Source organism: Methanothrix soehngenii GP6, assembly GCF_000204415.1.
Lineage (GTDB): Archaea > Halobacteriota > Methanosarcinia > Methanotrichales > Methanotrichaceae > Methanothrix > Methanothrix soehngenii.
Genome location: NC_015416.1, coordinates 1,730,128 through 1,753,801, shown reverse-complemented (window position 1 = coordinate 1,753,801; position 23,674 = coordinate 1,730,128). Strand labels below are relative to the sequence as shown.

24 protein-coding genes and 1 pseudogene are annotated in these 23,674 nt (G+C 52.3%); 14 read left to right on the top strand and 11 right to left on the bottom strand.

The annotated features are described in order from the left end of the window. Nucleotides 1-84: 84 nt before the first annotated feature. A complete protein-coding gene (locus tag MCON_RS16205; protein ID WP_157863752.1) occupies nt 85-228 on the top strand; it encodes a hypothetical protein in 144 nt (47 codons plus the stop codon). Here MCON_RS16205 and MCON_RS08840 read toward each other — a convergent pair. Together MCON_RS08840 and MCON_RS16200 are read right to left on the bottom strand one after the other, a co-directional pair. Further along, nucleotides 214-600 carry a type II toxin-antitoxin system death-on-curing family toxin gene (locus MCON_RS08840; protein ID WP_052297555.1) on the bottom strand — a complete coding sequence of 129 codons (387 nt, stop codon included), beginning with the start codon at nt 598-600 and terminating at the stop codon, nt 214-216. The two genes, MCON_RS16205 and MCON_RS08840, sit on opposite strands and share 15 nt — an antisense overlap. Continuing rightward, nucleotides 600-749, bottom strand: coding sequence for a hypothetical protein (locus MCON_RS16200; protein WP_157863751.1), 150 nt, complete (start codon nt 747-749; stop codon nt 600-602). The genes MCON_RS08840 and MCON_RS16200 overlap by 1 nt, the downstream gene beginning before the upstream one ends. 26 nt (nt 750-775) lie before the next feature. Between MCON_RS16200 and MCON_RS08835 the strand changes: the two genes are divergently transcribed. The 10 genes and pseudogenes from MCON_RS08835 to MCON_RS08790 all read left to right on the top strand — a co-directional run bounded on the left by MCON_RS08835 (nt 776) and on the right by MCON_RS08790 (nt 12,482). Then, nucleotides 776-1,018, top strand: a complete 243-nt coding sequence (locus MCON_RS08835; RefSeq protein ID WP_013719651.1) for a hypothetical protein — start codon at nt 776-778, stop codon at nt 1,016-1,018. A gap of 81 nt (nt 1,019-1,099) precedes the next feature. Then, nucleotides 1,100-1,726 (top strand): DUF3800 domain-containing protein, encoded by a 627-nt coding sequence (locus MCON_RS08830; protein ID WP_013719650.1) that lies wholly within the window; start codon nt 1,100-1,102, stop codon nt 1,724-1,726. Between the two features lie 239 nt (nt 1,727-1,965). Then, on the top strand, nt 1,966-4,029 hold the full coding sequence (locus MCON_RS08825; protein WP_013719649.1) for a site-specific DNA-methyltransferase: 2,064 nt from the start codon (nt 1,966-1,968) through the stop codon (nt 4,027-4,029). After that, nucleotides 4,022-7,456, top strand: coding sequence for a DEAD/DEAH box helicase family protein (locus tag MCON_RS08820; protein WP_013719648.1), 3,435 nt, complete (start codon nt 4,022-4,024; stop codon nt 7,454-7,456). The genes MCON_RS08825 and MCON_RS08820 overlap by 8 nt, the downstream gene beginning before the upstream one ends. A gap of 34 nt (nt 7,457-7,490) precedes the next feature. Further along, a complete protein-coding gene (locus MCON_RS08815; RefSeq protein WP_013719647.1) occupies nt 7,491-8,180 on the top strand; it encodes an EVE domain-containing protein in 690 nt (229 codons plus the stop codon). Beyond that, nucleotides 8,177-9,286 (top strand): tetratricopeptide repeat protein, encoded by a 1,110-nt coding sequence (locus MCON_RS08810; protein ID WP_157863750.1) that lies wholly within the window; start codon nt 8,177-8,179, stop codon nt 9,284-9,286. Before MCON_RS08815 ends, MCON_RS08810 begins: the two co-directional genes overlap by 4 nt. Before the next feature lie 112 nt (nt 9,287-9,398). Continuing rightward, a complete protein-coding gene (locus tag MCON_RS08805; RefSeq protein WP_013719645.1) occupies nt 9,399-10,031 on the top strand; it encodes a hypothetical protein in 633 nt (210 codons plus the stop codon). Nucleotides 10,032-10,308: 277 nt separating this feature from the next. After that, nucleotides 10,309-11,034 (top strand): SAM-dependent methyltransferase, encoded by a 726-nt coding sequence (locus tag MCON_RS08800; protein ID WP_083804699.1) that lies wholly within the window; start codon nt 10,309-10,311, stop codon nt 11,032-11,034. Nucleotides 11,035-11,043: 9 nt separating this feature from the next. Then, on the top strand, nt 11,044-11,262 hold the full coding sequence (locus tag MCON_RS08795) for a hypothetical protein (RefSeq protein ID WP_013719643.1): 219 nt from the start codon (nt 11,044-11,046) through the stop codon (nt 11,260-11,262). Nucleotides 11,263-11,310: 48 nt separating this feature from the next. Further along, a pseudogene (locus tag MCON_RS08790) lies at nt 11,311-12,482 on the top strand (RNA-guided endonuclease InsQ/TnpB family protein). Between the two features lies 1 nt (nt 12,483). Here the strand turns inward: MCON_RS08790 and MCON_RS08785 are convergent. Further along, on the bottom strand, nt 12,484-12,843 hold the full coding sequence (locus MCON_RS08785) for a winged helix-turn-helix transcriptional regulator (protein ID WP_013719641.1): 360 nt from the start codon (nt 12,841-12,843) through the stop codon (nt 12,484-12,486). Between the two features lie 72 nt (nt 12,844-12,915). Here MCON_RS08785 and hcp point away from each other — a divergent pair, with 72 nt between their 5' ends. Genes hcp through MCON_RS08770 form a run of 3 tightly spaced genes read left to right on the top strand, consistent with a single transcriptional unit; the run spans nt 12,916 to nt 15,846 of the window. Next, on the top strand, nt 12,916-14,226 hold the full coding sequence (gene hcp, locus MCON_RS08780) for a hydroxylamine reductase (RefSeq protein ID WP_013719640.1): 1,311 nt from the start codon (nt 12,916-12,918) through the stop codon (nt 14,224-14,226). A 16-nt stretch (nt 14,227-14,242) separates the two neighbouring features. Then, the gene (locus tag MCON_RS08775) at nt 14,243-15,025 is read left to right on the top strand and encodes a 4Fe-4S binding protein (RefSeq protein WP_013719639.1); all 783 of its coding nucleotides are present in this window, start codon (nt 14,243-14,245) and stop codon (nt 15,023-15,025) included. Continuing rightward, nucleotides 15,022-15,846: a DUF166 domain-containing protein gene (locus MCON_RS08770; protein ID WP_013719638.1), complete on the top strand. Its 825-nt coding sequence runs from the start codon at nt 15,022-15,024 to the stop codon at nt 15,844-15,846. The genes MCON_RS08775 and MCON_RS08770 overlap by 4 nt, the downstream gene beginning before the upstream one ends. Here the strand turns inward: MCON_RS08770 and MCON_RS08765 are convergent. From MCON_RS08765 to alaS, 8 genes are all read right to left on the bottom strand, one after another. Next, entirely contained in the window at nt 15,843-16,166 is a 324-nt protein-coding gene (locus MCON_RS08765) for a hypothetical protein (protein WP_013719637.1), read from the bottom strand. The genes MCON_RS08770 and MCON_RS08765 overlap by 4 nt on opposite strands. Nucleotides 16,167-16,201: 35 nt before the next feature. After that, on the bottom strand, nt 16,202-17,431 hold the full coding sequence (locus MCON_RS08760) for an ABC transporter permease (RefSeq protein ID WP_048132234.1): 1,230 nt from the start codon (nt 17,429-17,431) through the stop codon (nt 16,202-16,204). Nucleotides 17,432-17,470: 39 nt separating this feature from the next. Continuing rightward, nucleotides 17,471-18,388, bottom strand: coding sequence for an LPXTG cell wall anchor domain-containing protein (locus tag MCON_RS08755; protein ID WP_013719635.1), 918 nt, complete (start codon nt 18,386-18,388; stop codon nt 17,471-17,473). Continuing rightward, nucleotides 18,389-18,997 carry an ABC transporter ATP-binding protein gene (locus MCON_RS08750; protein WP_013719634.1) on the bottom strand — a complete coding sequence of 203 codons (609 nt, stop codon included), beginning with the start codon at nt 18,995-18,997 and terminating at the stop codon, nt 18,389-18,391. A 114-nt stretch (nt 18,998-19,111) separates the two neighbouring features. Next, complete coding sequence (locus MCON_RS08745) at nt 19,112-19,375, bottom strand: hypothetical protein (RefSeq protein ID WP_048132229.1); 264 nt, start codon at nt 19,373-19,375, stop codon at nt 19,112-19,114. 816 nt (nt 19,376-20,191) lie between these two features. After that, nucleotides 20,192-20,551 carry a DUF5615 family PIN-like protein gene (locus tag MCON_RS08740; RefSeq protein ID WP_013719633.1) on the bottom strand — a complete coding sequence of 120 codons (360 nt, stop codon included), beginning with the start codon at nt 20,549-20,551 and terminating at the stop codon, nt 20,192-20,194. Beyond that, nucleotides 20,552-20,800 (bottom strand): DUF433 domain-containing protein, encoded by a 249-nt coding sequence (locus MCON_RS08735; RefSeq protein ID WP_048133096.1) that lies wholly within the window; start codon nt 20,798-20,800, stop codon nt 20,552-20,554. It lies immediately after the preceding gene. A gap of 125 nt (nt 20,801-20,925) precedes the next feature. Further along, the gene (gene alaS, locus MCON_RS08730) at nt 20,926-23,655 is read right to left on the bottom strand and encodes an alanine--tRNA ligase (RefSeq protein ID WP_013719631.1); all 2,730 of its coding nucleotides are present in this window, start codon (nt 23,653-23,655) and stop codon (nt 20,926-20,928) included. Nucleotides 23,656-23,674: the final 19 nt, after the last annotated feature.

The following is a 23,674-nucleotide window of genomic DNA, read 5'->3' as shown; positions in this document are numbered from 1 at the left end:
GGATTTGAAGTTTGATCATATCCCTGGCGGTGTGATGCAGGCCACATCGAAACCTATATCTCTCCTACGAGATGAGTGGATATTATGGCCATGATGATGAGACATCGACAAGCCGACCGGGATTTAGTGGACGAAAGGCTTAAGTCATTTTCTCCTGAGCAGCGTGAGCACTTTAAAGAGAGCACGTACCACAATCGCCGGGTACTAAAGAAGCTATCCAAGATGTAGCTGCCTGCCGCCTTCCAGCCGGCGGGCCTTCCTGCGAACCCATCTTGCTATCTTCTCAACATCGCATTTATATTCCGCTATTTTGATTAAGGCTTGAATTATCTCTTCATCTTCTGCATGGATATGATAGCCAGCATCCCTTAATATGAAATCCGAAAGCTGGAAAGCTGTCCTCTTCTGCCCGTCCCAAAAAGGATGACGATCTGCTAGATATAGCGCCCATGCAGCTTTTCTGAAAAGCTCCGCCTCAAGATTAATACTATCGACTAAATATTCTAGTGTTCCTATATCACGGATGCCAGGTTCTCCGCCGTCGGTCTCTATGAGATAATCATGCATCTCGATAACCATCATTGCGGTTAGCTTGGCCATCATATACCTAACTGTGGGATGCAGGCTAAATAAGCTTCCAATGCAAAAGCTTTTTCGTCTGCCAGGACAAAGCCGTCGCCAGGAGGATTATAATAATTGACGATCTGCCCCACGCATGCAAAGCCTGCTGCACAGTTATCTCCCGTCATCGCTCCCCTCCGGGAGGCCTTCTGCCTTGACTGAGCCCGTCCGCTTGGGGCCTGACAACCCCCATCCGCTCTGTGGGAGGAAGACCGAGCTGGTCTGGGACGGCAAGTATGATGAGTACGGTCTTCGCCGCCCGGTGGACGTTGCAGGCAGCGCCATGCCCATGCAGAAGATCGAGACCGTGAATATCCCCAGGAGCGAGGCCCTGGCCGGAGGCCAGACCACCTGGGGGAGCTGCAAAGCATCATGCAGAACGATATTCAGGATATAGATGCAGATTTATCCTCCAGGCTTTCTCCAGTTTGAGCGGATGCCTATTTAGCCTGCATTCATAATTGGGGGCAAAAGGCGCATGCTACACATTTTTATTGATGAAGCTGGTGTTGCTGGCACTACCCAAAACTTCATTATCGGCTTTGCATTTTTCTCAAACAAAAATTATAAACTTTGTGTAGATAATATGAAGTCTGAGATAAAAGGGCTTAAAGGAAAAGAACCTAGAGAGTTGCATTTTCATGATATGAGTCCTGAAATAAAAATGGAGTTCTTAACTTGCCTGGCTGAGCTGAAAGGAAGGTTTGGATATATCCATGTTCAGAAGGAAAAAATCGATAAGGAATTCCAAAACCATCCCGATAATAACTTAATATATAACTTAATGTTATTTTATTTGATCGAAAATCTTGTTAAGAGCGGATACTCAGCGGAGCATATCACTGTTTATGTTGATCAGCGCTCAACTGATAGGGCAATAAAGCGGGATTTGGCCAGGTACCTTCCCATGAAAGTCAATCCGTTGCTCAAGGACAGAAGGCTTTACGTTAAATGGGAGCGGTCGCATAACAGCAGAGGCATACAGTGTGCAGATTCCATCTGTGGCAGCGTATATAGGAAATTCGAGAAGAACGATAGCAGGTATTATGACGTAATCAAGCCCAATTTCATCATCGCTAGAGATTATCTCTTCGGAAAAGTATAAAGATCACTCCCATCGGTCATCTATGCGCAAAGCGCACATCCCAATGGGTAACTAATTAAATAATACCCTTCGGGCATAAATGCTTTTCGTACAGAATATCGTTCATGCAAAAGCTTTTTCGTCCGCCAGGGCAAAGCCGTCGCCAGGAGGATTATAATAATTGACGATCTGCCCCACGTCTGCAAAGCCTGCTGCACAGTTATTTCCCGTCATCGCTCCCCTCCGGGAGGCCTTCTGCCTTGACTGAGCCCGTCCGCCGGGGGCCTGACAACCTCCATCCGCTCTGTGGGAGGAAGACCGAGCTGGTCTGGGACGGCAAGTATGATGAGTACGGTCTTCGCCGCCCGGTGGACGTTGCAGGCAGTGCCATGCCCATGCAGAAGATTGAGACCGTGGACATGCCCAGGAGCGAGGCCCTGGCCGGGGGTCAGACCACCCTGGGAGAGCTGAAGACCACCCGGCAGTATGACTTTCGAAACATGCTCATCTGGGGCGATAACAAGCTGGTGATGGCCTCGCTCCTGAAGGACTTCCGGGGCAAGATCGACCTGATCTACATCGATCCGCCCTTCGATGTGGGGGCGGACTTTACGATGCAGGTGCCTTTGGGTGATTTTGATGATGTTGCAGAAAAAGACCAATCACTCCTAGAAATGGTGGCCTATCGAGATATGTGGGGAAATGGCACTGATTCATATCTCAATATGATATACGAGCGATTGGTATTGATGCATGATTTATTGGCTGAAAGTGGTCACATCCTCGTTCACTGTGACCAGAGAGTCAATGTCTATATACGGTTATTGCTGCATGAAGTTTTTGGAGAAGAACATTTTCTAAATGAAATAGTATGGCAGCGAACTTCTGCTGGAAAAACCGTTTCGGGTAATTTGCCCAAGAATTCTGACTATATTATTTGGTGCACTAAGTCAGATACCTATCAGTTCTTTGGTTTTCGTGGTGAATTGTCAGATGAAATGAGAAAATTATATAATAAAGATGATGGAGATGGACGTGGTGCATATACGACACAACCCATAATCAAAACTTCGAATCCAGGCCCCCAAACAACTTATGATTACACAGATAATCGTGGAAGAGTATGGCCATGCCCAAAAAAGGGCTGGCGTTTTAATGAAAGCCGTATGCACAAATTAGAAAATGACAACCGACTCGTATTCACAGATGTTATTCGAGAAAAATATTATTTGCAGGAACGGGAAGAATTAGGTTCACAATTACCCAATATTTGGACGGATATTAGTGGCAATGCATTGGGGTACTCCAAAGAGGCACAAGGCTATCCAACTCAAAAGCCAGAAAAGCTGGTCTCAAGAATTATTGAGGCTCTAACAAAAGAGGGCGACCTGGTCGCCGACTTCTTCTGCGGCTCTGGCACCACCGGTGCCGTTGCGGAGCGGCTGGGCCGGCGCTGGATCATGTGCGACCTGGGCCGCTTCGCCATCCACACCAGCAGAAAGCGGCTGATCGACCTTCAGCGCAGGCTCCAGGCGGATGGCCAGCCCTACCGGGCCTTCGACGTCTACAACCTGGGCCGATATGAACGGCAGTGGTGGCAGAGAGAGCGCCTGCAGGGCTTCGACCGTGATCACCGTCGGGTTGTCTTGGGATTCTACCGCGCCGATCCACTGGCGAATCCGACAGCATGGCTGCACGGCAGAAAGGGCGGGGCCTTCGTCTATGTGGACAGCATCGACTCTCTCCTGACCAGGGAAGAGGTCAGGGCCGTAGCTCGCGCCGCCCGCGAGGCAGGTGGCAAGGAGGTCCACTGCCTGGCCTGGGAGTTCGAGATGGATCTGAGGATGGTCTGCCAGGAGATCGAGGCCTCCGAAGAGGTCCGGATCAGGCTGATCACCATCCCCAGAGAGATCATGGAGAAGAACCGGACCGCTCCACCACCCTTCTTTGAGGTGGCAGTGCTGGAGGCCGAGCCGGTAATCAAAAAGGTCTCCGGGAAGAAGAAGGTGGATATCATTCTCAAGAAGTTCATTCCCTCCCTGGCGGAGGTCCCCAGCAAGGAGCTGGCTGCTCTCAAGGATCGGGCGGCAAAGGACGGCTTCGACTTCATCGACTTCTGGGCGGTGGACTTCAACTGGCAGGAGGGCAAGCCCTTCGAGCACCAGTGGCAGGATTACCGCACCCGCAGGGACCGCAGCCTCAAGACCACAAGCGATGCCTTCTTTGATGGCTATCCGGGCAAAGGTGTCTACAAAGCCTGCATCAAGGTGGTCGACATCTTCGGCTGCGATACCAGCACCGTAGTGGAGGTCCGCTATGACTGAAGCCGATGAGAGCAGAGGCACCGCCCGGAGCAACGGTGCCAGCCCGGTGGTCAATCTGGCCGCCCTGGAACCTCTCTACCAGACATTTGAAGAGCCCTGCAGATATCGCGCCCCAGGCGAAGGGAAGGGCGATCCCGCCCAGATCATATCAGGCCGCCGTCCCTCATATATCCCCATAGCTCAGAACCTGCGCCGCTTCGTTAAAGACTGGCGAGATAGCGACTATCCCGGCGCATCCCAGACCACCAGAGACCTGCTCCATTTCTGGTTTGGCGAAGAGCACCTAAAAGAGAATGATGGGCAGCAGATCCCATTCCGCTACTACTTCTGCCAAAGAGAAGCCATAGAGACATTCATCTACCTCTACGAAGTGCGGGGCATTCGCACCCTCTCCACCATCACCGCCGAATTTCTGGGGGAAGACTCCTACGACACCGCCCTGGGTGTGAATCCCGACGACGACCGCTGGCCCAAATACGCCTTCAAGATGGCCACCGGCTCGGGCAAGACCAAAGTGATGAGCCTGGCCATAGTCTGGAGCTACTTTCACTCCCTGCGAGAGGAGGACTCTATTCTGGCCAGGGACTTTCTCATCATCGCCCCCAATATCACCGTCTTCGAGCGACTCAAGGAGGACTTCGGGGACGGCAAGGTCTTCGAAGCAGACCCACTCATCCCCGAAGCCTGGAGAGGGGACTGGAACATCTCCGTTGTCCTCCAGGACGAGGCCAGCGGAGCTGCCACCGGGGGCAGGATCTACCTGACCAACATTCACCGCCTCTATGACACCTCAAAACGCAGGTCAAAGAGCCTGATGGAAAGCCACGACTGGCTAGGCCCTGCCGTCTCCAGGTCCAGAGCCCTTGATACCGGAGAGGCATTGAGGGAGCGGGTGACCTCCCACCGTAAAATTATGGTCCTGAACGATGAGGCCCATCATCTCTGGGACCCGGACAGTGCCTGGAATGATGCCATTGAATATGTCCACCAGACCATCCATGATCGAACCGGAGGAGAGATCGTCTCCCAGCTGGACTTCTCCGCCACTCCCAAGGACAACCACGGCAGAATCTTCCAGCATGTGATCTGCGATACCCCCCTGGGCGAAGCAGTGGACGCGGGCATAGTCAAGATCCCGGTTATAGGGCGGGGCGAGGGGCTGGTGGAGCGCCCCAGCGAGAATGCGGCAGACCGATTCCAGCAGCACCTGATGATCGGATACAAGCGCTGGCTTCTCTCCAGAGAGGAATGGGAGAAGAGCGGCAAGAAGGCGTTGCTCTTCATCATGGCTGAGAATACCGAGGCCGCAGATCAGATCGCCCGGGAATTGAATAGCTCCTCATTGTATTCAGAGCTTAATGGCCGGACCATAAACCTCCACACCCGCCTCAAAGGCAAGATCAAATGGATGGGCGGAAAGAAGAGCGGTATACCGGTATTCGAGGAAAGCGAGAAGGATATCAAAGACGAGGATCTGAGGGAATTAAGAAAACTCTCCCGCGAACTTGACCAGGGAACCAGCCCCTATCAATGCATCGTATCCGTCCTGATGCTCAGGGAGGGCTGGGACGTCCGAAACGTTACCACCATTGTTCCCCTCCGACCATTTACTTCTGATGCCAACATCCTTCCTGAGCAGACCCTGGGCCGGGGTCTGCGGCGCATGACCTACCCCGGCGGCCCTCATGAGATCTTAACCGTCATAGAACATTGGAAATTCGTTGAATTGTATCAAGACCAGTTGGGCGAAGAAGGCGTTTATCCAACGATTGTAGGTCCTGATAAAATTCCCAAGATCACTGTGAGCATCTTTCCCGATGGTGAGCACAAGGACCTAAATCAACTGGATATGCTCGTCCCTTCCATCTCCCCCGCCTACACCCGCATTCCCAAGCTGGAAGGGCTGACCATTGAGGATGTGAAGAAGCAGTTCTCAGCCCTTAAACATTTAAAGCTCAAAGAGCAGTCCTCCGACGAGATCCACTACGAAGGAAGAACGCTCATCACCAATGAAATCGTGGAGGAGATGAACATCAAGCTCCCCCTGCTGGAGAGCGGAGTGGGAGCCATATCCTTCTACCGCAGCGAGCTGGAGCATATCACCGGCCTGCATGGTCTTCACTCCTCTCTCGCCCCCCTGCTGGAGATATTCCTGACTGACATGCTCTTTGGGGAGAGAGTGTCCCTCTTCGACCAGCGCCTGATCAACCGCCTGGCGGATCACGATGTCAGGGAGCATATTCGGGGCGTATTCGTGCCACTCATCCTGAGCAAGAGCACCATCAAACTGGAGGAGAGAGCAATTGGCAGCGGCAGATCGGTGGTTCAATGGAAGCCCTACCAGGCCAACCACTCCGAGCGCCATCCCACCATTGAGGCCACCAAGACCGTCTTCAACCTGGTTCCATGTACCAACGCCTTCGAGAGGGATATGGCCCTGTTCTTAGACCGGGCTCCCGATGTCAAGGCCTTCTTCAGAAATGCCGGGCCGGAGGCGATCAGGATCGATTATCAGACCCATACCGGCAGGCTGGCTCATTATACTCCTGATTTCATAATCCTGAACGATAGAGGCAGCTATGTCATGCTTGAGACCAAGGGAAGGGTGGACATAGACGTTCCCCTCAAGATCCGGGCGGCGATGGCCTGGTGTCAGGCCGCCTCAGATAGCGGAATCAAATGGGAGTACCTCTATGTTCCCCAGGAGACCTTCTCCCAGATCGATGATAATAAGGTTGAGATACTGTTTTCCTTATGCGAACCAGCCAAGCAGAACCTCATCCGGGAGAAGATAGAAGCTCCCTTGAGCCTGGAGAAGGGCAACCTGGAGAAGATAGCACTGGATGAATTCATTAGCGATGAGGATTTCGATCGCCTGCCCTTGAAAGCGAGAAAGGGCGTTCAGGAGGCGATAGCCCTCTTCAAATTCTTGGAGAACAAGACAGGAGTCTCCTATTCTCCGGTCTTCGCTCCGCTTCTGGGAGCAGTGGATGAAGCCGCCAAAGGATACATTATCTCAACTCTAAAAGGTGCCATTCCCGATGATCCCAATAAGAGGCAGAGGTTCTTTGAGCCTGATTTGAGCGTCCTGCATCCAAGAGACGAGAGCTTTCATAAGAGGCAAGCGTTCAACTTGCGCCGGACTCTTCTGGAGAACGATGGGATAATGCCCATAGGGCTATTGAAATGGTGTCTGGAGTATGCAAAAAGCCCTCGGGTTCCGCCCGGTGGGATCTTCTCTGCGATCAAAAGCAAATTTGCGGGTGCAGAGAAGAAGGATATATTGGATACTATCGATAAAATTTATTCCTTCAGAAATGAGTATATTGCCCATCAGGAAAAAGAGCTGGATGACATGAATACCGCAAAAGAGGCCATTGATGATTGGATAAAGGGACTAATACAGATATCAGGGTCGATCGAATGAAGCAACTTCCAATCAGGAAATTCGGATCTTAGGGGTGTTAGACATTTCAGAATCTAACGAGCGCCAATACTGGCTTTGGGTGACTCGTCCTGATTACTATCTGGATGAAGATGGTTGCGATCGGGAAGATCTTGATCCCACATTGGGGGCTGACTCAGATGGCTGGTGGACCTGCAATAAAGCAACCAAAGAGGGTGACCTTGTTCTTTTATGGAGAACATCACCCAAAAAAGACATCCGCTATTTGATTCAAGCAGAGAGCGATGCATATTCTATTGCAGATGACAATGATAAGGGATGGGATTATGGCTGCGATTACGAAGTCCTCTATAAGTTCGAGCAATCCCTTCATGCAAAGGACCTGCGACAGAATCCGTATTTTGATGAGTGGGGGCCTCTCCGATGCAGTTTTCAAGGAAGCAATTTTAAAATATCGCTAGAATACTGGAACAAGCTTAATAATTTGCTTGCTTTAAATAATCCAGGATATAAAGATTTCATCGAGAATACTCAACGACTGCCTATAGCGGAAAGTATAGGATTGGAAAAAGATCTGGAAGATGCATTGGTAGCTAATTTGGATATTCTAAAAAGGTTTGAATATAATCTAGAATTATATAATGACCCGATCTCAAATCAAACCGTAAGGCAATTTATATGCAAAGGGAATGGCGGGCGAATTGATCTTCTCTGTTATAACCGGATAAAAAACGATTTACAGTGATAGAGCTAAAAAATGTCAGAGCTAGCCAAAATACATTCGGGCAAATCTCGAATTATATGGGGTGGGTGCAAGAAAGGATTGCCAAGAGTGTTCCCGTCAAAGGGCTTGTGATAAGCAGAGGCTATGATACTCGATTTGAGTCTGCTCTCAAGATAACGGATAGAATAAGCCACATTAATGTAGAGGAGCTTGGATTCTCAGTTGCCCCTTCAGAGAAAGCGCAGAGTGTTGTTGATTTCAAGGATTCCGATGAACCAAGAATGAGAATCCCGAAATCTCGCGAAGCAAGTAAATGGCTCAAGAAAGGGGATGATCTATATGATCAAGGAAAATTTGATGAAGCCATTTCATGCTATGATAATGCCATAGGAAAAGATCCCAAGAACAAATTGGCATGGGTGAATAAAGGAGCTGCCTTATTAGAGCTGATGAAGTCTGATGAGGCCATCTCCTGCTTTGATAAAGCCACAGAGCTATATCCCAAATCCGCTGAAGCATGGAATGAAAAAGGATATGCTCTAAATAGATTGGATAGGTTTGATGAAGCCATAATCGCTTTTAATAATGCCATCGATATAAATCCCAGATCCGCTGATGCTTGGAATGGCAAGGGAATAGCTCTAGACAATTCGGGAAAGCATGATGAAGCCATTCAAGCCTATGATCGGGCCATAGCAATAAGACCTAAGTTCGCTATTGCATGGAATAATAAGGGATGGGCTTTATCTGGCCTAGGCAAGAAAGAGGAAGCTATCCAGGCTTATAATAAAGCAATATCGATAAATTCTAAAGATCCAAGCTCCTGGAATTGCAAAGGAAATGCACTGGCGGATCTTGGAAAGCATGACGAAGCGGTCAAGGCATATGGAAGAGCCATTGAGCTAGATCCAAAAGATGCGATACTCTGGAATAACAAGGGCGCTGCCTTTTATGGCCTTAGCAGGTACGAAGAGGCCCTTGAAGCCTTCAACAAGGCTATTGAAATTGATCCGCAAGAGGCACTTATTTGGCATTTCAAAGGTGAAACCCTGAAGGCACTTAATCGAACAGAAGAGTCAGATTCCGCCTTTGCCAAGGCAAAAGAGCTGGGATATAGGGAAGAATGAAGTCATGAATTGCGGCCACCTCGCACAGCTCATCTGCCAGCTATCCCTGAAGCCCGGAGAAGAGGAGATCAAGAAGAAAGGCTGGTGGAAATTCTGGAGGAGGGGATAGATAATGTCCCTCAATCTGACAATAGTAAACTCGTCAACTCCATCCGGAATGAGCGATTTTCAAGTAATATCAGCTATCATTGCCCTCTGTGCTTTGGTTCTCGGTATAGCTAACGCATATTTTCATTGGAAGGATAAACAGCCAAATATAAAATTAGATGCATACGAATTTGTAGACTCTGCGCATTCTCTAACAAGCGACCCCGAGAGGGTAATTACCATCAGAGGCTATAACAGTGGCCAAATTCCTATAACCATTAGCTCATATTCATTTTTTATACCAAGTAAAAAAATCGGTCATTCTATCGGAAAACCATATTCAACGAGAGTTTTGCCAGGCGCTTATTGCGAAAGATGGGAGTACTCGGATAAGATAGCAAAAGTCTTACAACCGAGGTCTGGAACCATAAAAATAATTGCTTGTCTAATAGATGAAAGTGGGAGATGGTATAAATCTGACCCATTCGAATTTGACATAGATCAAGCGCTAAAAGGCACGAAGGGTAAAAAAATATGGACTCGTGAGGAACTAGGGATGAAAACACCGATGGGCCGATTAGATAAGATTAAAGAGACAGTCCGACGGTGGCACAGGAGGAAGTATGATCCTCCAGATTTATGGAAGCTATGGAAATGACACGACCCAAAGGGCTCCGAGACGGTCCGTCACAGTCTCCGAGAGATCGCGTCTTGTGGATACTTGCCAACAGAGGCGGCAAGATGGATAGGAGCAGACTGAGGAATCACCGCACTCGTATATGCCGTTCCATATACTGCAGCATGAAGTGCCAGGTAGCTCGCAGTAGTCTCTGATAGGACGTCATCAACGAGATTCGTATTAGGTCTCCCAACACCTTTATTAATCAAGCCGCAATTTCCAGAAGGAGGCATAAATTATTGAATTCCTTGACATTATGAGCATCTCACACCGCTATATGGAGATACTAAACCCTTCCACGCCTGAAAAGATCATCAAACTTGGCAAATTGCTCAAATTGGAAGAAGGAAAACGGGTCATTGACTTCGGTTGTGGTTGTGCCGAACCCCTTACTCTCTGGGCTGAGGAATTCGGTATTACTGGTATTGGAATAGATATATCCGAGGATTTCTGCGACAGGGCCAGGCAAAAACTGGCATCGAGTGGTTTGTCGGACCGAATCGAAATCGTTTGCTCCAATGGGGCTGATTACATATTCGAAGAAGGGGCTTTCGATGCCGCAACATGTATAGGGTCAACGTTTATTTTTGGCGGCTGGCAGCAGACACTCCAAGTACTGAAACGAGCAATTCGGCAGAATGGACGCCTTGGTATCGGTGAAACCCACTGGCTTAGCAATCAGGTACATCCGGAATACGCCCAAAAGCAGACCACTACCCATACAGAAACGGAACTAACTCAATTTGCCCGGGATGAAGGCCTTGAACTCGAATACATCATTCGTGCCAGCTACGACGACTGGGACAGGTACATTTCAGATGGTTGGTATGGACTTGTACGGTGGCTGGAAGATAATCCCACCCACGCGGACTATGAACAGGTATTCAAGCATTTCCGTGCTGACCAGGATGACTATTTACAGTTCCAGCGCCAATATATGGGTTGGGCCATGTACTGTCTCGCTCCCAGGAAATCTCGTTGACATGCAGTCATGCTGGAAGGTGTCAATGGCGGTCTAAAAGTATCCAATAGTGGCGAGATAAAATTGTCCACCTGCCAATCCCTGGAATTGAAACCCAGGGTCATGCAGATGATAGATGTGGAGGAGTTCCTCATGTCAAGATCGACAGAGCCCGCCCAGGACAGCCCAGCAACTCACATAAACACAGGCTGGAAGCCCCGCTCTTCAGGGCAGGGAGGAAAGCCGTAAGTAGCCCACCAAAACCTTTATATCACTTAGTGACTATACTGCCTACTGATGACTGAGCAGGTGTTAACCGTCCGATGCAAGTTAAGTCCAACAGACTCCCAGGCCGAAGAGATGGAGGATACTCTGAAAGCCTTTGCGGATGCCTGCAATTGGATAAACCAGAATACGCCTGCTAAGCTCAGAAATAAGGTCCGTATTCAGGGCATTGTATACCAAGATGTTCGAGCTAAGTTTGGTCTTTCTGCCAATCTGGCAATCAGGGCTATCAATCGCGTTGCATCTAACCGTAAGACTGCCATGAAGGATCATTCATCAGTTAAGAACTTTGAACCAACCAGTATAGATTATGATACTAGGATCTTTGCTTTCAGAGAGAAAGACGAAGAAATCAGCGTGACTCTTCTTAGATCGAGACAACGAATCAAGTTGGTTCTAGGCGACTATCAGCGAACCAGACTCAAGGATTCTAAACCGACAAGCGCAACGCTTTGTAAGAAAGGATCTGAATACTATATCAACATCCAGGTTAAAAGCGAAGCACCGGAGCAGATACATGTTGATACAGTTCTAGGTGTCGATCTTGGTATAACTGATATAGCTGTGACCTCCGAAGGCCAGAAGTTTGGCGGAAAGACTATCAAGCTAATCAAGAATCATTATGCGTCTATGCGTGCTGTTCTTCAACAGAAAGCCGTGAAAGGTACAAGGAGTTCAAGGCGAAGATGCCGAGAGCTTCAGCAACGACTATCAGGCAAAGAAGCACGCTACCAACGGCAGATCAACCACGAAATCAGCAAAGCCATTGTGACCAGAGCCCAGGAGATTCCTGCCAAAATTGCTCTGGAAGACTTAACTGGAATCAGAGAAGGCATCAACCAGAAAGCAGGAAAAAACCATAGACGAAGAGTCAATGGTTGGGCCTTCTGCCAGCTTAAGGAGTTCCTTAGCTATAAGGCTCTCGCGGCTGGTGTTCCTCTGGTTCTGGTGGACCCCGCATACACCAGCCGACGTGCCATCAGTGCGGTGAGCATGGAATCAGGAATAGCAAGAGCTTCAAGTGTCCTGTGTGTGGTTGGTCTGGCGATGCTGATTTCAATGGTGCTAAGAATATAGCTTTCTTGGGCCGCTATGTAGACCGGCCTGGAGGCTCGGAAGGACTTCCAAGTATCAAGGCAGTCCTTTCAGGGCTACTGAAAGCTCCGGTCTTTAGGCCGGAGTAGTTTACAGAACGCACTGCCCGCAATCCTGGCTGCCGCACTCGATGTTCTTTATCTTCCAGCGCAAGGCCCACAGCTTTATGCTCTTGATGACCTCGATCATCTCTAAGCCGCTCTCGGTGAGGGTGTACTCGCTCTTCAGGGGAAAGGCCTCGCTGTCCATCTTCTTCTCCACCAGCCCCTCCCGCTCCAATTCCTTGAGCCGAACGGATAGAACCTTCTGGGTGATCCCTGCCAGACAGCCCTTCAACTCAGAGAACCGCCTGGTGTGCCCCACTCCCTTGTAGAGCTCCAAGAGTATTAGCATGGTCCATTTTCTGGCAATATACTTCACAGTCAGGTTTACTGTGCATCCTTCATACATGGTATACTCAGGGAAACTTTCGAGGTTATATACTTTGGTATCAATAGTATACTAGTTGTGAGGCAATAAAAAATGGCAGCTACTGAAAAATTGGACATGTTCTGCTACCAGTGCTCCCAGACCGCCCGGGGCACCGGCTGCACAGTGAAAGGAGTATGTGGAAAGGAACCGATCGTCGCCCGGCTGCAGGATAACCTGCTCTTCGCCATCAAGGGCATCAGCGCCTATCTCTATCATGCCCGGGAACTGGGCTACAGCGACCCGGAGGTGGACGCATTCATCGAGAGGGGCTTTTTCTCCACCCTGACCAATGTGAACTTCGACCCCGAGGAGTTCCTCAACCTGGCAGTGAAAGCGGGGGAGATGAATATCAGGACCATGAAGCTGCTCAAGCAGGCGCACATCGAGAGGTTCGGCGAGCCCACGCCCACCAAGGTGAGGACGGGAACGGTAAAGGGCCACGGCATCATTATCACCGGCCACGACATGAACGCCCTGGATAAGCTCTTGCAGCAGGTGGAGGGCACAGATGTATTCGTCTACACCCACTCCGAGATGCTCCCCGCCCACGGCTATCCGGGCTTGAGAAAGTACAAGAACCTGGCAGGCAATCTGGGCAAAGCCTGGTTTGACCAAAAGAAGCTCTTCGCCCAGTATCCCATGGCCCTCCTGGGCACCTCCAACTGCTTCCTTCCTCCGCGTGAGGAGTACATCGACCGCATGTTCTCCACCGGGCCGGTCTACCTGCCAGGGGTCAAGCACATCGATGGATACGACTACTCCGAGGTTATCGCTCGAGCTCGAGAGCTGCCGGAGCTCCCAGACGCTCCGGGAGAGTATGAGCTGACCACCGGCTTTTCCACCTCCGTTCTCCTCTCCCATGCCGCCAAGATCAAGGAGCTGGTAGAGAAAGGCAAGATCAAGAGGTTCTTCTTAGTGGGCGGCTGTGATGCCCCTCTGAAGAAGTCCGACTACTACCGGGAGTTCGTGCAAAAGCTGCCCCAGGACGTAGTGGTCCTCACCTTAGCCTGCGGCAAGTTCCGCTTCAATGACCTGGATTTAGGGGACATCGAGGGCATCCCCCGCCTGATCGACCTGGGTCAGTGCAACGATGCCATCGTCGCCCTGGAGGTGGCCGGAGCTCTGGCCGACCTGTTCGGGGTGGGAGTTAATGATCTGCCCTTGACACTGGTGATAAGCTGGATGGAGCAGAAGGCTGTGGCCATTCTCTGGTCCTTGCTGGCATTGGGAATCAAAGGGATCTGGTTGGGCCCCATCGTCCCCGGATGGATCAATGATGATATGCTCAAGATCCTGGTGGACCAGTACGACATCCGGCTGATCAGCACTCCGGATGAGGACATTAAGAAGATGATGGGGTAGATGATCGGGAGTCGCAATGGTAAAGAGAAATATCATCAAGATCGATGAGTCCCTCTGCAATGGCTGCGGCAGCTGCGTTATCGCCTGCTCAGAGGGAGCGATAGAAATGGTGGATGGCAAAGCGCGGGTGGTAAGAGAATCGTTTTGCGACGGCCTGGGGGCATGCATTGGCGAGTGTCCAACCGGGGCTTTGACCATTGAGCGAAGAGATGCAGAAGCATTCGATGAGAAGGCAGCCGTGGAGCATCTGCAGCAATCCAAAGCTGCTGGCAGCGCTCTCGCCGAAAATAGGGCAAAACAAGAGGGCGAATCGGGTCCAGTAGCCCCCTGCGTCCTCCCAATTCATCAACCACAGAGATCGAGTATGGGGGCAGGAGAGGGACCAGGACAGCATTCAAACAAGCTCGGCCCCTCCTCCCAGCTCTCCAGCTGGCCTATCCAGATGCGTCTGGCCCACACCGATGCCCCCTACTTCAAGGACGCCAGTCTGCTGATAGCCGCGGACTGCTCGGCATTTGCCTGTCCCGTCATCTCCGAGTTCATCCGAAAAAGGGTGGTTCTCATCGGCTGCCCGAAGCTGGATCAGAGCGAGACCTTCATCTCTAAATTGGCGGAGATCCTCAATTCGAATGAGATCCGGGATATAGCCGTCCTCAGGATGGAGGTTCCCTGCTGCTACCATATCATTAACCTGGTGGAGCAGGCAATGAAGAGGTCAGGAAAGAATATCCCCCTCGATCATTTCATATGCATGATCGACGGGAAGGTAGTAAACGATACAGGAATGGTGAGAAGATGAAGCTGGCGGTATACTACAGTGGCGACTTCGGCAGCCGGGTGGTTGGAAACCTGGTGAACTTCTCAGGGTTCTGCATCTCCTGCGCAGACGCCTGCACCGAATGCCGGAACGTTGCCCCGGACCTGGCAAAAGATATTGTGGCATTGGTGGAGATGCCAGATCCATCGACTTATGGGGATTTCATAGATGATGTAGAGCCCTTGCTCCCTCAAGATATACCCAAGGTGGATCTGGTCATTGTGATCAATGTCCATCCCGATATCCTCTACGGCCTGCTCCCCAAGTTCAAAGAGGCTGGGGTCAAAGCGATCATCGGCGGATCGGAATCTCCGAAGGAGATGCCTTTGGGGCAGAGAAGACAGGTGGAGGAGAAGGCAGCGGAGCTGGGGATGGAGGCGGCCTTTGCCAAGCCGTTTTGCGCTCTCGCCCCCGATCCAAATAAGCCCATCATCGCTCAGTTCCTGAAAGAGGCGAGAATTGGCAATCCGGTGATAGAGTTCACCGTCCAGGGCAGCAGAGAGGGAAAGGAGGTGATCATGGGGGCTAATGTCGTGCGAAGCGCCCCCTGCGGATCCACCTGGTTTGTGGCCAAGAAGATGCTGGGCCTGGAGACCGATCAGCCCGACCTGAGGGAGAGGATATCCGAGGCTCACCATTCCTATCCCTGCACCGGCTCTATGGAGAGGGATGCAGAACTTGGAGACACTGTGCTGCATGTGGGCGGCTATATCATACGCGATGCAGTGGAGGGGGGGCTGAAGAAGGCAAGCAAGCTGCCTAGATCCAAGCTGCCCAAGCCAGGCAGCTCAATTGTAATCTAGAGATCGATCAGCGCTGTGAGCCAGTCCGCTCCGCCAGCAGGAACCGGCTCCAGCTCTCCAGTTGATTTGTTTAAGGCGTAGCCTGAAGGCACGCCGCCCCAGCTCCATAGCCCTCCGTTCTGTCCTCTAACCTGATCCAGCGATTCATTCTCGCTACTGGTCTGGTCAATGGTTAGATTTGCCACCGTCTGATTCTCTGTCCTGCTGTTCATGCCATCCAGTATCGCTTTGCCCGCGCTTCCATCCAGCTTCATGGGAGCTGCCAGGCAGCCCGCACCTAAAAGCAGGAAAGCCAACAAGTATATCACCAGTTTTTTCATATCAACCACACCTCATCGTTCGGCCTCGGAGGCGCTCATTCTGCTCTGAGCGCCTCGATAGGATCGAGCTTTGCCGCTTTATTCGCCGGATAATAACCGGCAATGGTGGTGGTTAGGACGCCGAACAGAACGCCCAATACTATCGACTCGGGGGTTATGGACGATGGCAGCCCGGCCAGAGAGCCTATGAGAAGAGAGGTTCCCACCCCTAGTATTATGCCTATCAGGCTTGAGACCATTCCTAAGACCCCTGCCTCCAGCAGATACTGCCTGCGAATGTCCTCTACCGTCGCCCCCAGGGCGAGCATGGTCCCAATCTCCCTGATCCTCTCCTTTACGGTGAGCATCATCACATTGGCGATGCCGATTCCCCCCACCAGCAGTGATATGGCCCCGATTCCCGCCAGGGCGTACTTGATCATGGAGAGGGTGCTCATCAGGGTGCTGAGCATATCCCGGGCGGTGGTGGCATCATAGGCCTCGTCCTTATGGTAGCGACGAAGGTCGTTTATGATCCTCTCGATTATATAATCCACCTGATCGGGATCGGAGACTGTGACCTGAAAGGTCTGATAGTAGTAGTTCTCCTCATCCAAGAGCTCTTCCATGGCTTTATGAGTGACATACATGGCATTGTCAGCGCTATCTCCCATACCGCCGCCAAAGCCCGACTCCTCCTCTTCCTCCAGCACCCCTACCACAGTGAAGTCCATGGGCTGGTCACGATAGTACAGTCGGATCTTGTTTCCCGGAGTGACCTTCATGCGAAACGTCTCCTGGGATATGCCATTGCCTATCACTATCGACCTGTAATCCGAGCCCGAGAGCCACCTGCCCTGTGCCACCTTTTCCTTCAGATCCTGCTCTTTGTCCGGGTCCACCCCGGTGAGGCTGCCGGAGCTATTGGTATTTCTGAAGGAGATCACCACGCTGGCCCCGGTCTGTGGTGCGACGTTCTTGACCCCCACAACGTTCTCTAAAACCTTGGTGTCCTTATCAGTGAACTTAGCGGGCTCAGCAGCATTTCGGCTTCCTGGCTCCCCGTCCGGCCCGCCAAAGCGAGCGCTGCCTGGAATTACATGGATCACATCCAGGTCCAAGGTGGAGAACTGGCTGGAGACACCAGAGTATAGCCCCTCCCCCACGGAGAGCATCACCACAATCGCCAAGACGCCGATGATTATTCCCAGGGAGGACATGAGCGTCTTGAAGCGATCGCTCTTGAATCCCAGGGAGATGAACTCCAGCATATCCTGCAATCTCATTCTCGCCACCCAACAAGGCTCAGGCTCATTTCAGATCCTTCAAGATGACCCCTTTCCCCCATCGCCATTCTTCGAGAGCCTCTTTTTTCGGTAGAGGTAGCCCCCAGCAGCCAAAAGGACCAGGGCGCCAATGGCCATGAGCAGGAGATTGTTGTTCGGCCGGTCAGCTTGCAGAGGCGGGGTGTAAGTGGCGATGTAAGGCTCTGACTCATGCCAGGTATCGCCGTTCTTGAACTCAGCCACAAAGCTGACATTGGAGGGATTTCGGGCAGTCTTCCCCAGATCGGTGTACTCCACACCAAAACTGATGGTGAAGACCTCATCCGGGTCCATCGTGCCGATATAGTACCTCTCCGGGGAGAACCTCATCCCCTGGGCTGAGGGCACTATGGTCACGGCGTTGAGGGTGTTCTCCCTGGGGTTGGCCACATTCAGGTTAACGGTGGCCTTGGAAGGGGTCGTGGATGGGGAGGAAGAGGTTGAGTCGATGATGGCCATGCTCACCGCAGATGGATCGACCTTGATCGGAATATTGCGGTTGATGGTGATCATATCGTAGCCCCCCAGAACTGTAAAATCAAGAAGGGTAGTGCCGGCGCTCACGTTCTCCCCTGCCCTGACCTTATAGAATACGGTGATTTGATCGTTCGGACCGACCATTCCCAGGTCATAGCGATAGGGATCGACGACCTCCAGCTCAGAGGTGCCCTGGAGCAGTGTACGATTGATGGGAGTGGATAATAGGACATTTGAGGAGAGGCTTGAGACCCCTGCATCCTTTCCTACGCCGTAGGCTGCTGCTCCGTTCTGCATCTGAATGGCTAAAATCGCCTCATCCCCGGGCATGAGCACTGCGGGAGTGGTACTGCTCTGGATATTCACTGGCATGCGATACTCATATCCTCCTGCCAGGCCCGTTATCAGAAGCGCCAAAATGATGATTAGTATTCTCTTCATCTAGCAATTCTCCAAAATTCGTCCGTCTCTGAGCCGGATGACCCGGCTGCAGTTCTCTGTTATCTCCGGATTGTGGGTGACCATGATGATCGTTCTGCCCTCCTCATGCAACTGGTTGAGGATTTTCATGACCTCATCGCTATTCTTTAGGTCCAGGTTGCCCGTGGGCTCATCGGCTATTATGATCTGGGGATCGTTGGCAAGAGCTCTGGCTATCGCCACCCTTTGCCGCTCCCCGCCAGAGATGTTCTGGGGGCCGAAGTCCGCCCGGTGGGCGACATTTATGCTCTCCAAGAGCTTCATGGCCCTCTCTCGTCTCACCCCGCGGGGGACTCCGCGCAGCATCATGGGAATTTCCACATTCTGCAGGACCGATATCCGGGCGATGAGGTTGAAGGTCTGGAAGATGAAACCCATCTCCTCCCGCCGGATCCTGGCCAGCTCCTCGTTCGGCGTCCGGCTGATATCCTTGCCCAGCAGTAAAAAGCGGCCGCTAGTGGGCCGGTCCAGGCAGCCGATGATGTTCAGCAGGGTGGACTTGCCGCTGCCAGATGGCCCCATCAACGCCACGAACTCCCCATTCTCTATCTCCAGATCTATGCCTTTCAAAACAGGATATTCGCTCCTGCCGATGAGATAGGTCTTACGGATGTCCTTCAGCTCTATAAGTACAGGAATGGCACTCAGCTCTCTCTTATCTTTTTTATCTTCATATATTTTCCGTTAGCCTGTCAGGCTGCCCCTTTTAGAAGCCCGGTTGAGCATTTCATTGCTGGCCATGCCCTCCGACCGATCGGCTTTAGGAATCGTCCAGACGGGCAGGCCGTGATTGTTCCGGGTCAGGATGAAACCCAAGCGTCTCAGCTCCATTCTGGCCTCCTGAGGGCTCAATCCGCAGGCCTGGGCCACGCGCTTCAGTTCGCCCCGATCGAGGATCTGGCCCCTCAGACATGGTTTATGCTTTAAGTATTCTCTGATCGCTCTCATTATCTGGCTCCTTTATCAATCAGGTGCTCTGCCTAGACAGTGGATCAAACCGGGATGGAACGATATTTAAAAAGCGAGGCGAACGAACTTGCTCATCCTGAGAGAGTCTGGCGGTAAATCCCTTGGAGAATGTTCTGTTTGGAGATTTGATGGCTTAGATGGTTCGGTTCAAGCAATCTTGCCAGATCGAGAATACGCAGTTTTTGGGAGAGGTCGATGGATTTTTTGAATGGAAACGAAATCTATCCAGCACACAAAGGACTCAAAGACCGCACCAAAGGATTATTGGGCTATCAAGAACTGGATTAACCTTTGCGAGGCCTTTGTGCTCTTTGTGGCTAAAATCCGTTATCTGTAATCCAATCAAACCGATCTACGACGAGTATGAACCAGGCTCCTCGCTATGTAGCACGGGTGAACTTTGAATCGCAAATTCTCTGTATCTTTTCGCCTCTGTGGTGAACCGCGATGCTCTGACCCAACCAGAGAGACGCAAAGGAACAAAGGCCATAATCTCTGCCGGATCTCACCCATATAATTCAACAAAGAGCCGATTTAAGAAACGGAGAAGATTCAGGCCCCTGCCCGGATCGCCTCCCTCCCCGCCGCCAGGGCTTCCTCCAGCCTCTCTGTATCCGGCCCGCCGCCCTGGGCCAGCCCCCGGCCTGCCACCGACGAGCAGAGCCGCTACTTTAAGCAGAAAGTTCTAACCTGTCCGGACGCCTTTATCCCATCAACTCACAATTGTCCATGCTTTTGCAATTTTAATACTAATATTTTTAAACCTCTTCTCCAGCGCTTTAATCCCATAATCGTTTAATCAGTGATAGCTCCTGAGATCCTTATCGCGGTCTCAGTTACCACTACGAAGCGACCGGATAGATCCGATTCATCCAGGGAAAGGACCTTTTTCATCATCGATATCTTATCGGATGGACCACAATAAGCGCTGCGAAGCAATATAATCCCGCGATGAGGCAATTTCATTCGAAAGATCATATCTCCAAAATCCTTATCCATGGTTACTACTATGCGCCCTTCTGTGCAGGCTTTTTCAAGGATGCGTTCGTCTTCCCACCCCCGGCAATCCTCGAAAGCAGAAGATGCATCATGATTATTATCACGCAGCCAGCGCACGACAGAAGGTCCCACACACTCATCCACCAGGAATCGCATCTAAACGGCCTCAGCGCCGAGGGGAACAAAGGAGGCATCCTGCAGGCTCTTAGAGGCAAAGAGGAGACTGGCATATATGTCGTCCTTTGCCAGGCCGGGATATTCTTCCAGAATCGCCTCCATACTGATGCCATGAGCCAGGAGTCCAAGGATGTACTCCACTGTAAGTCTTGTACCTCTGATGACAGGTTTGCCCACCATTATCTTGGGGTTTATAGTTATCCTTTCCAACAGCTCTTCGTTGTTCACAATGATGCTATTTGATGCTCTTTTGATATAAATGTAAGGACCGCCAAAAATATGCTGATCGCTCGCCATAAAATCTGATCATCAGCGAGCATTCAGAGAGGGAAAATATTAATAAACGGAGAAAATCAGGCCCCAGCCCGGATCGCCTCCTTCCCCGCGGCCAGGGCTTCCTCCAGCCTCTCTGTATCCGGCCCGCCGCCCTGGGCCAGCTGGGGCCTGCCGCCGCCCCCGCCGCCCAGTACTTTGGCTGCTGCCTTGATTATGCTCCCCGCCTTGACGCCCTTTGAGAGGCCAGACTGGCCCACAGCTGCTACCAGCTTTCCGGTCTTCGAGCCCAGCAGGGCCACGCAGTCCTCTTCCGCCAGAAGGGCAGCGGCCTTGAGCAGCTCATCGATATCCGCATTGCCCATCTTCTGCACAATGACCCGTAGGCCGTCTATGGTCTCCGCCTCGGAGACCAGGGTCTTCAGCCTGGCAGCAGCCAAATCCTCTTTCAGCCGCTCGATCTCCTTTTGCTGCTCCTTCCACTCCTCAAAGAACCTCTCCGCAGTCCGGGGGAGCTGCTCGTTTGGCACCCGCAGGATGCCTGCCGCACCGGCCAGCAGGTCGTCCCTGGCCTGAGACGCTCGCACAGCCGCCTCTCCGGCAGCAAACTCTACCCTCTCCACCCCGTCCTGGACTCTCTCCGCCCTCAGGATCTTGATCATTCCTATCATGCCGGTATTGGTGACATGAGTCCCTGCGCAGGCCTCAATGTCGCTTCCCACCCGCACCACCCGGATGAGCTTCCCCGGCGGCACACCGCCCTGGTAGAGCTCGAAGCCGAAGAGCTTCTCCGCCTCGGTGCGGGGGAGAAACTGGGTGTCCACCGGGACCAGCTCCATCACCCTGCGGTTGGCCTCCAGCTCTATCGCCTTCAGCTCAGCATCGGTGATCCTCTTGAAGTGAGATATATCCAGCCGGGCCCGGTCCTCGCTCTTCTGGGCCCCCGCCTGCCATATGTGCTTGCCCAATACCCTTTTGGCCGAGTCGTGTACCAGGTGCGTGGCGGTATGATGCCGGGCATGGGCCAGACGGCGAAGCATGTCCACCTTTCCCTTAACGCGATCCCCTTTGGCCAGGCAGCCGGGCTCGGCCAGCTTATGCAAGACCACATCCCCTGACTTCTGGACGTCTGTTACCTGGAACAGCTGCCCATCCTTCTCCAGGGTGCCATGATCAGCAGGCTGGCCTCCACCCTCCGGGTAGAGAAGCGTCCGGTCCAGGATGGCCGCCCCCTCCACCACATCCAGAACTTCTGCCTCGAACTCCTGCTCGAATGGATTCTCATAGAAGAGCAGCTCCGTCTTGCCCGGTATGGGAGGCTTTTTCTCCTCCTCCGGCTCCGCTCGGATGTGCTTTTTCGCAACCAGTGAATAGAAGTTGTCCGGCAGCTCCACCTGAGCTCCCATCTGCACCGCTGCCTCGCGGGCGATCTCCGGAGGGATGCCGTGCGTATCATAGAGGGCGATCATCTCCGAGAGGGGCACAGGCTCATTCTTCTTCAGATAGCTCTCCGCCGTCTTTCGAACCAGGCGCATGCCCTTCTCCAGGGTCTCGGCATACTTCTGCTCCTCCTGGTCCAGGATATCCCTGATGGTAGCGAAAGACTCCTCCCAGTCTGGATAATCCAGGCGTGAGATCTGAAGCTGGACCAGGTCGGCCAGGGGCAGTCGCAGGCCCAGCTCTTTCATCAGCCGCAGAGTGCGGCGAATTACCAGCCGGGAGAGGTAGCCGCCCTTAACATTGGAGGGGATGATACCGTCTCCCAGCATATAGGCCAGGCAACGGGTGTGGTCGACCACCGCATAGACCCGCTCCATGGGAAGAATGGCCTTCTCCAGCCGCCCGGGATCAATGCCTATGCTGCCTGCGATCTTCGCCCGCAGGTCAGACATACTGTACTCGTCCAGGTCCACCATTCCAGCCAGGCGGGCGTTCTGGGCGAAGATCTCCGCATACTCCGGGTCATCCAGGTTGTGCTCTACGCCAGCCAGGTCTGCCACCTGCCTTACCAGGTCAGGGAATATGGCGTCATAGATGGTGGGAGCACCATTAGAGGCCCAGACAAACCTCTCCAGGCCGTAGCCGGTGTCAACGATATAGTTTTTCATCTTTTCATAGCGCTCGCCCTTGATCTCTACAGCGCCCGCAGGCGCGGCCACCAGATCCATGAACACCAGAGTGGCCAGCTCCAGGCCGCCCACCATAACCTCCACGCTCGGCCCGGCATTGCCCCCACCGGCCCAGGGATTCTCCTTGTAGGTCACCGCCAGAGGATCCATCCCCAGGCCAACGAGCAGCTCGTCACAAAGCCGCACAGTCCGGTCCTTCCAGTAGATCTCCCTATCCGGGGTGTTGAATACGTGGTGGGCCATCATCTCAAAGGTAGTGAGATGCCGCCCGCTCCGCCCCACTGAATCCAGGTCGTCTAAACGGATGCAGGGCTGGCTGATGGTCAGGGGGTTGGCTGGCGGCGGTACCTGCCCTGAGGTAACAAAAGGCTGAAAATCGGCGATGGAAGCAATGGTCAGATAGATGTCATCTCGCCACCTGGCCGCCACCGGATACCTCTTGATCCGGGTATGCCCCCGGGCCTCGAAGAAGCCCAGATAATGCTCGCGCATTTCATCCAGGCTATGCTGGCGCTTGAATATGGGAGAGCCAATGAAGGTATAGGGATCACAGGGCGGATCACCGCAGGTCTTCCTGCTCCCGTCCCTGGTCCAGAAGAATTTGCCGCATTTCTCGCACTTCTTATGATGGAATCCTTCCTCAATGAAGAAGTCCAATCGATATTCGTCCTCGGTGAACATGGCACATCAGCTTTTGCCG

Excerpts from the sequence above, each read along its gene's own strand:
- MCON_RS16205 (WP_157863752.1), top strand. The coding sequence starts at position 85 with ATGGCCATGATGATGAGACATCGACAAGCCGACCGGGATTTAGTGGAC.
- MCON_RS08840 (WP_052297555.1), bottom strand. The coding sequence starts at position 600 with ATGGCCAAGCTAACCGCAATGATGGTTATCGAGATGCATGATTATCTC.
- MCON_RS16200 (WP_157863751.1), bottom strand. The coding sequence starts at position 749 with ATGACGGGAGATAACTGTGCAGCAGGCTTTGCATGCGTGGGGCAGATC.
- MCON_RS08830 (WP_013719650.1), top strand. The coding sequence starts at position 1,100 with ATGCTACACATTTTTATTGATGAAGCTGGTGTTGCTGGCACTACCCAA.
- MCON_RS08820 (WP_013719648.1), top strand. The coding sequence starts at position 4,022 with ATGACTGAAGCCGATGAGAGCAGAGGCACCGCCCGGAGCAACGGTGCC.
- MCON_RS08805 (WP_013719645.1), top strand. The coding sequence starts at position 9,399 with ATGTCCCTCAATCTGACAATAGTAAACTCGTCAACTCCATCCGGAATG.
- MCON_RS08800 (WP_083804699.1), top strand. The coding sequence starts at position 10,309 with ATGAGCATCTCACACCGCTATATGGAGATACTAAACCCTTCCACGCCT.
- MCON_RS08795 (WP_013719643.1), top strand. The coding sequence starts at position 11,044 with ATGCTGGAAGGTGTCAATGGCGGTCTAAAAGTATCCAATAGTGGCGAG.
- MCON_RS08785 (WP_013719641.1), bottom strand. The coding sequence starts at position 12,843 with ATGTATGAAGGATGCACAGTAAACCTGACTGTGAAGTATATTGCCAGA.
- hcp (WP_013719640.1), top strand. The coding sequence starts at position 12,916 with ATGGCAGCTACTGAAAAATTGGACATGTTCTGCTACCAGTGCTCCCAG.
- MCON_RS08775 (WP_013719639.1), top strand. The coding sequence starts at position 14,243 with ATGGTAAAGAGAAATATCATCAAGATCGATGAGTCCCTCTGCAATGGC.
- MCON_RS08770 (WP_013719638.1), top strand. The coding sequence starts at position 15,022 with ATGAAGCTGGCGGTATACTACAGTGGCGACTTCGGCAGCCGGGTGGTT.
- MCON_RS08765 (WP_013719637.1), bottom strand. The coding sequence starts at position 16,166 with ATGAAAAAACTGGTGATATACTTGTTGGCTTTCCTGCTTTTAGGTGCG.
- MCON_RS08760 (WP_048132234.1), bottom strand. The coding sequence starts at position 17,431 with ATGAGATTGCAGGATATGCTGGAGTTCATCTCCCTGGGATTCAAGAGC.
- MCON_RS08755 (WP_013719635.1), bottom strand. The coding sequence starts at position 18,388 with ATGAAGAGAATACTAATCATCATTTTGGCGCTTCTGATAACGGGCCTG.
- MCON_RS08745 (WP_048132229.1), bottom strand. The coding sequence starts at position 19,375 with ATGAGAGCGATCAGAGAATACTTAAAGCATAAACCATGTCTGAGGGGC.
- MCON_RS08740 (WP_013719633.1), bottom strand. The coding sequence starts at position 20,551 with ATGCGATTCCTGGTGGATGAGTGTGTGGGACCTTCTGTCGTGCGCTGG.
- alaS (WP_013719631.1), bottom strand. The coding sequence starts at position 23,655 with ATGTTCACCGAGGACGAATATCGATTGGACTTCTTCATTGAGGAAGGA.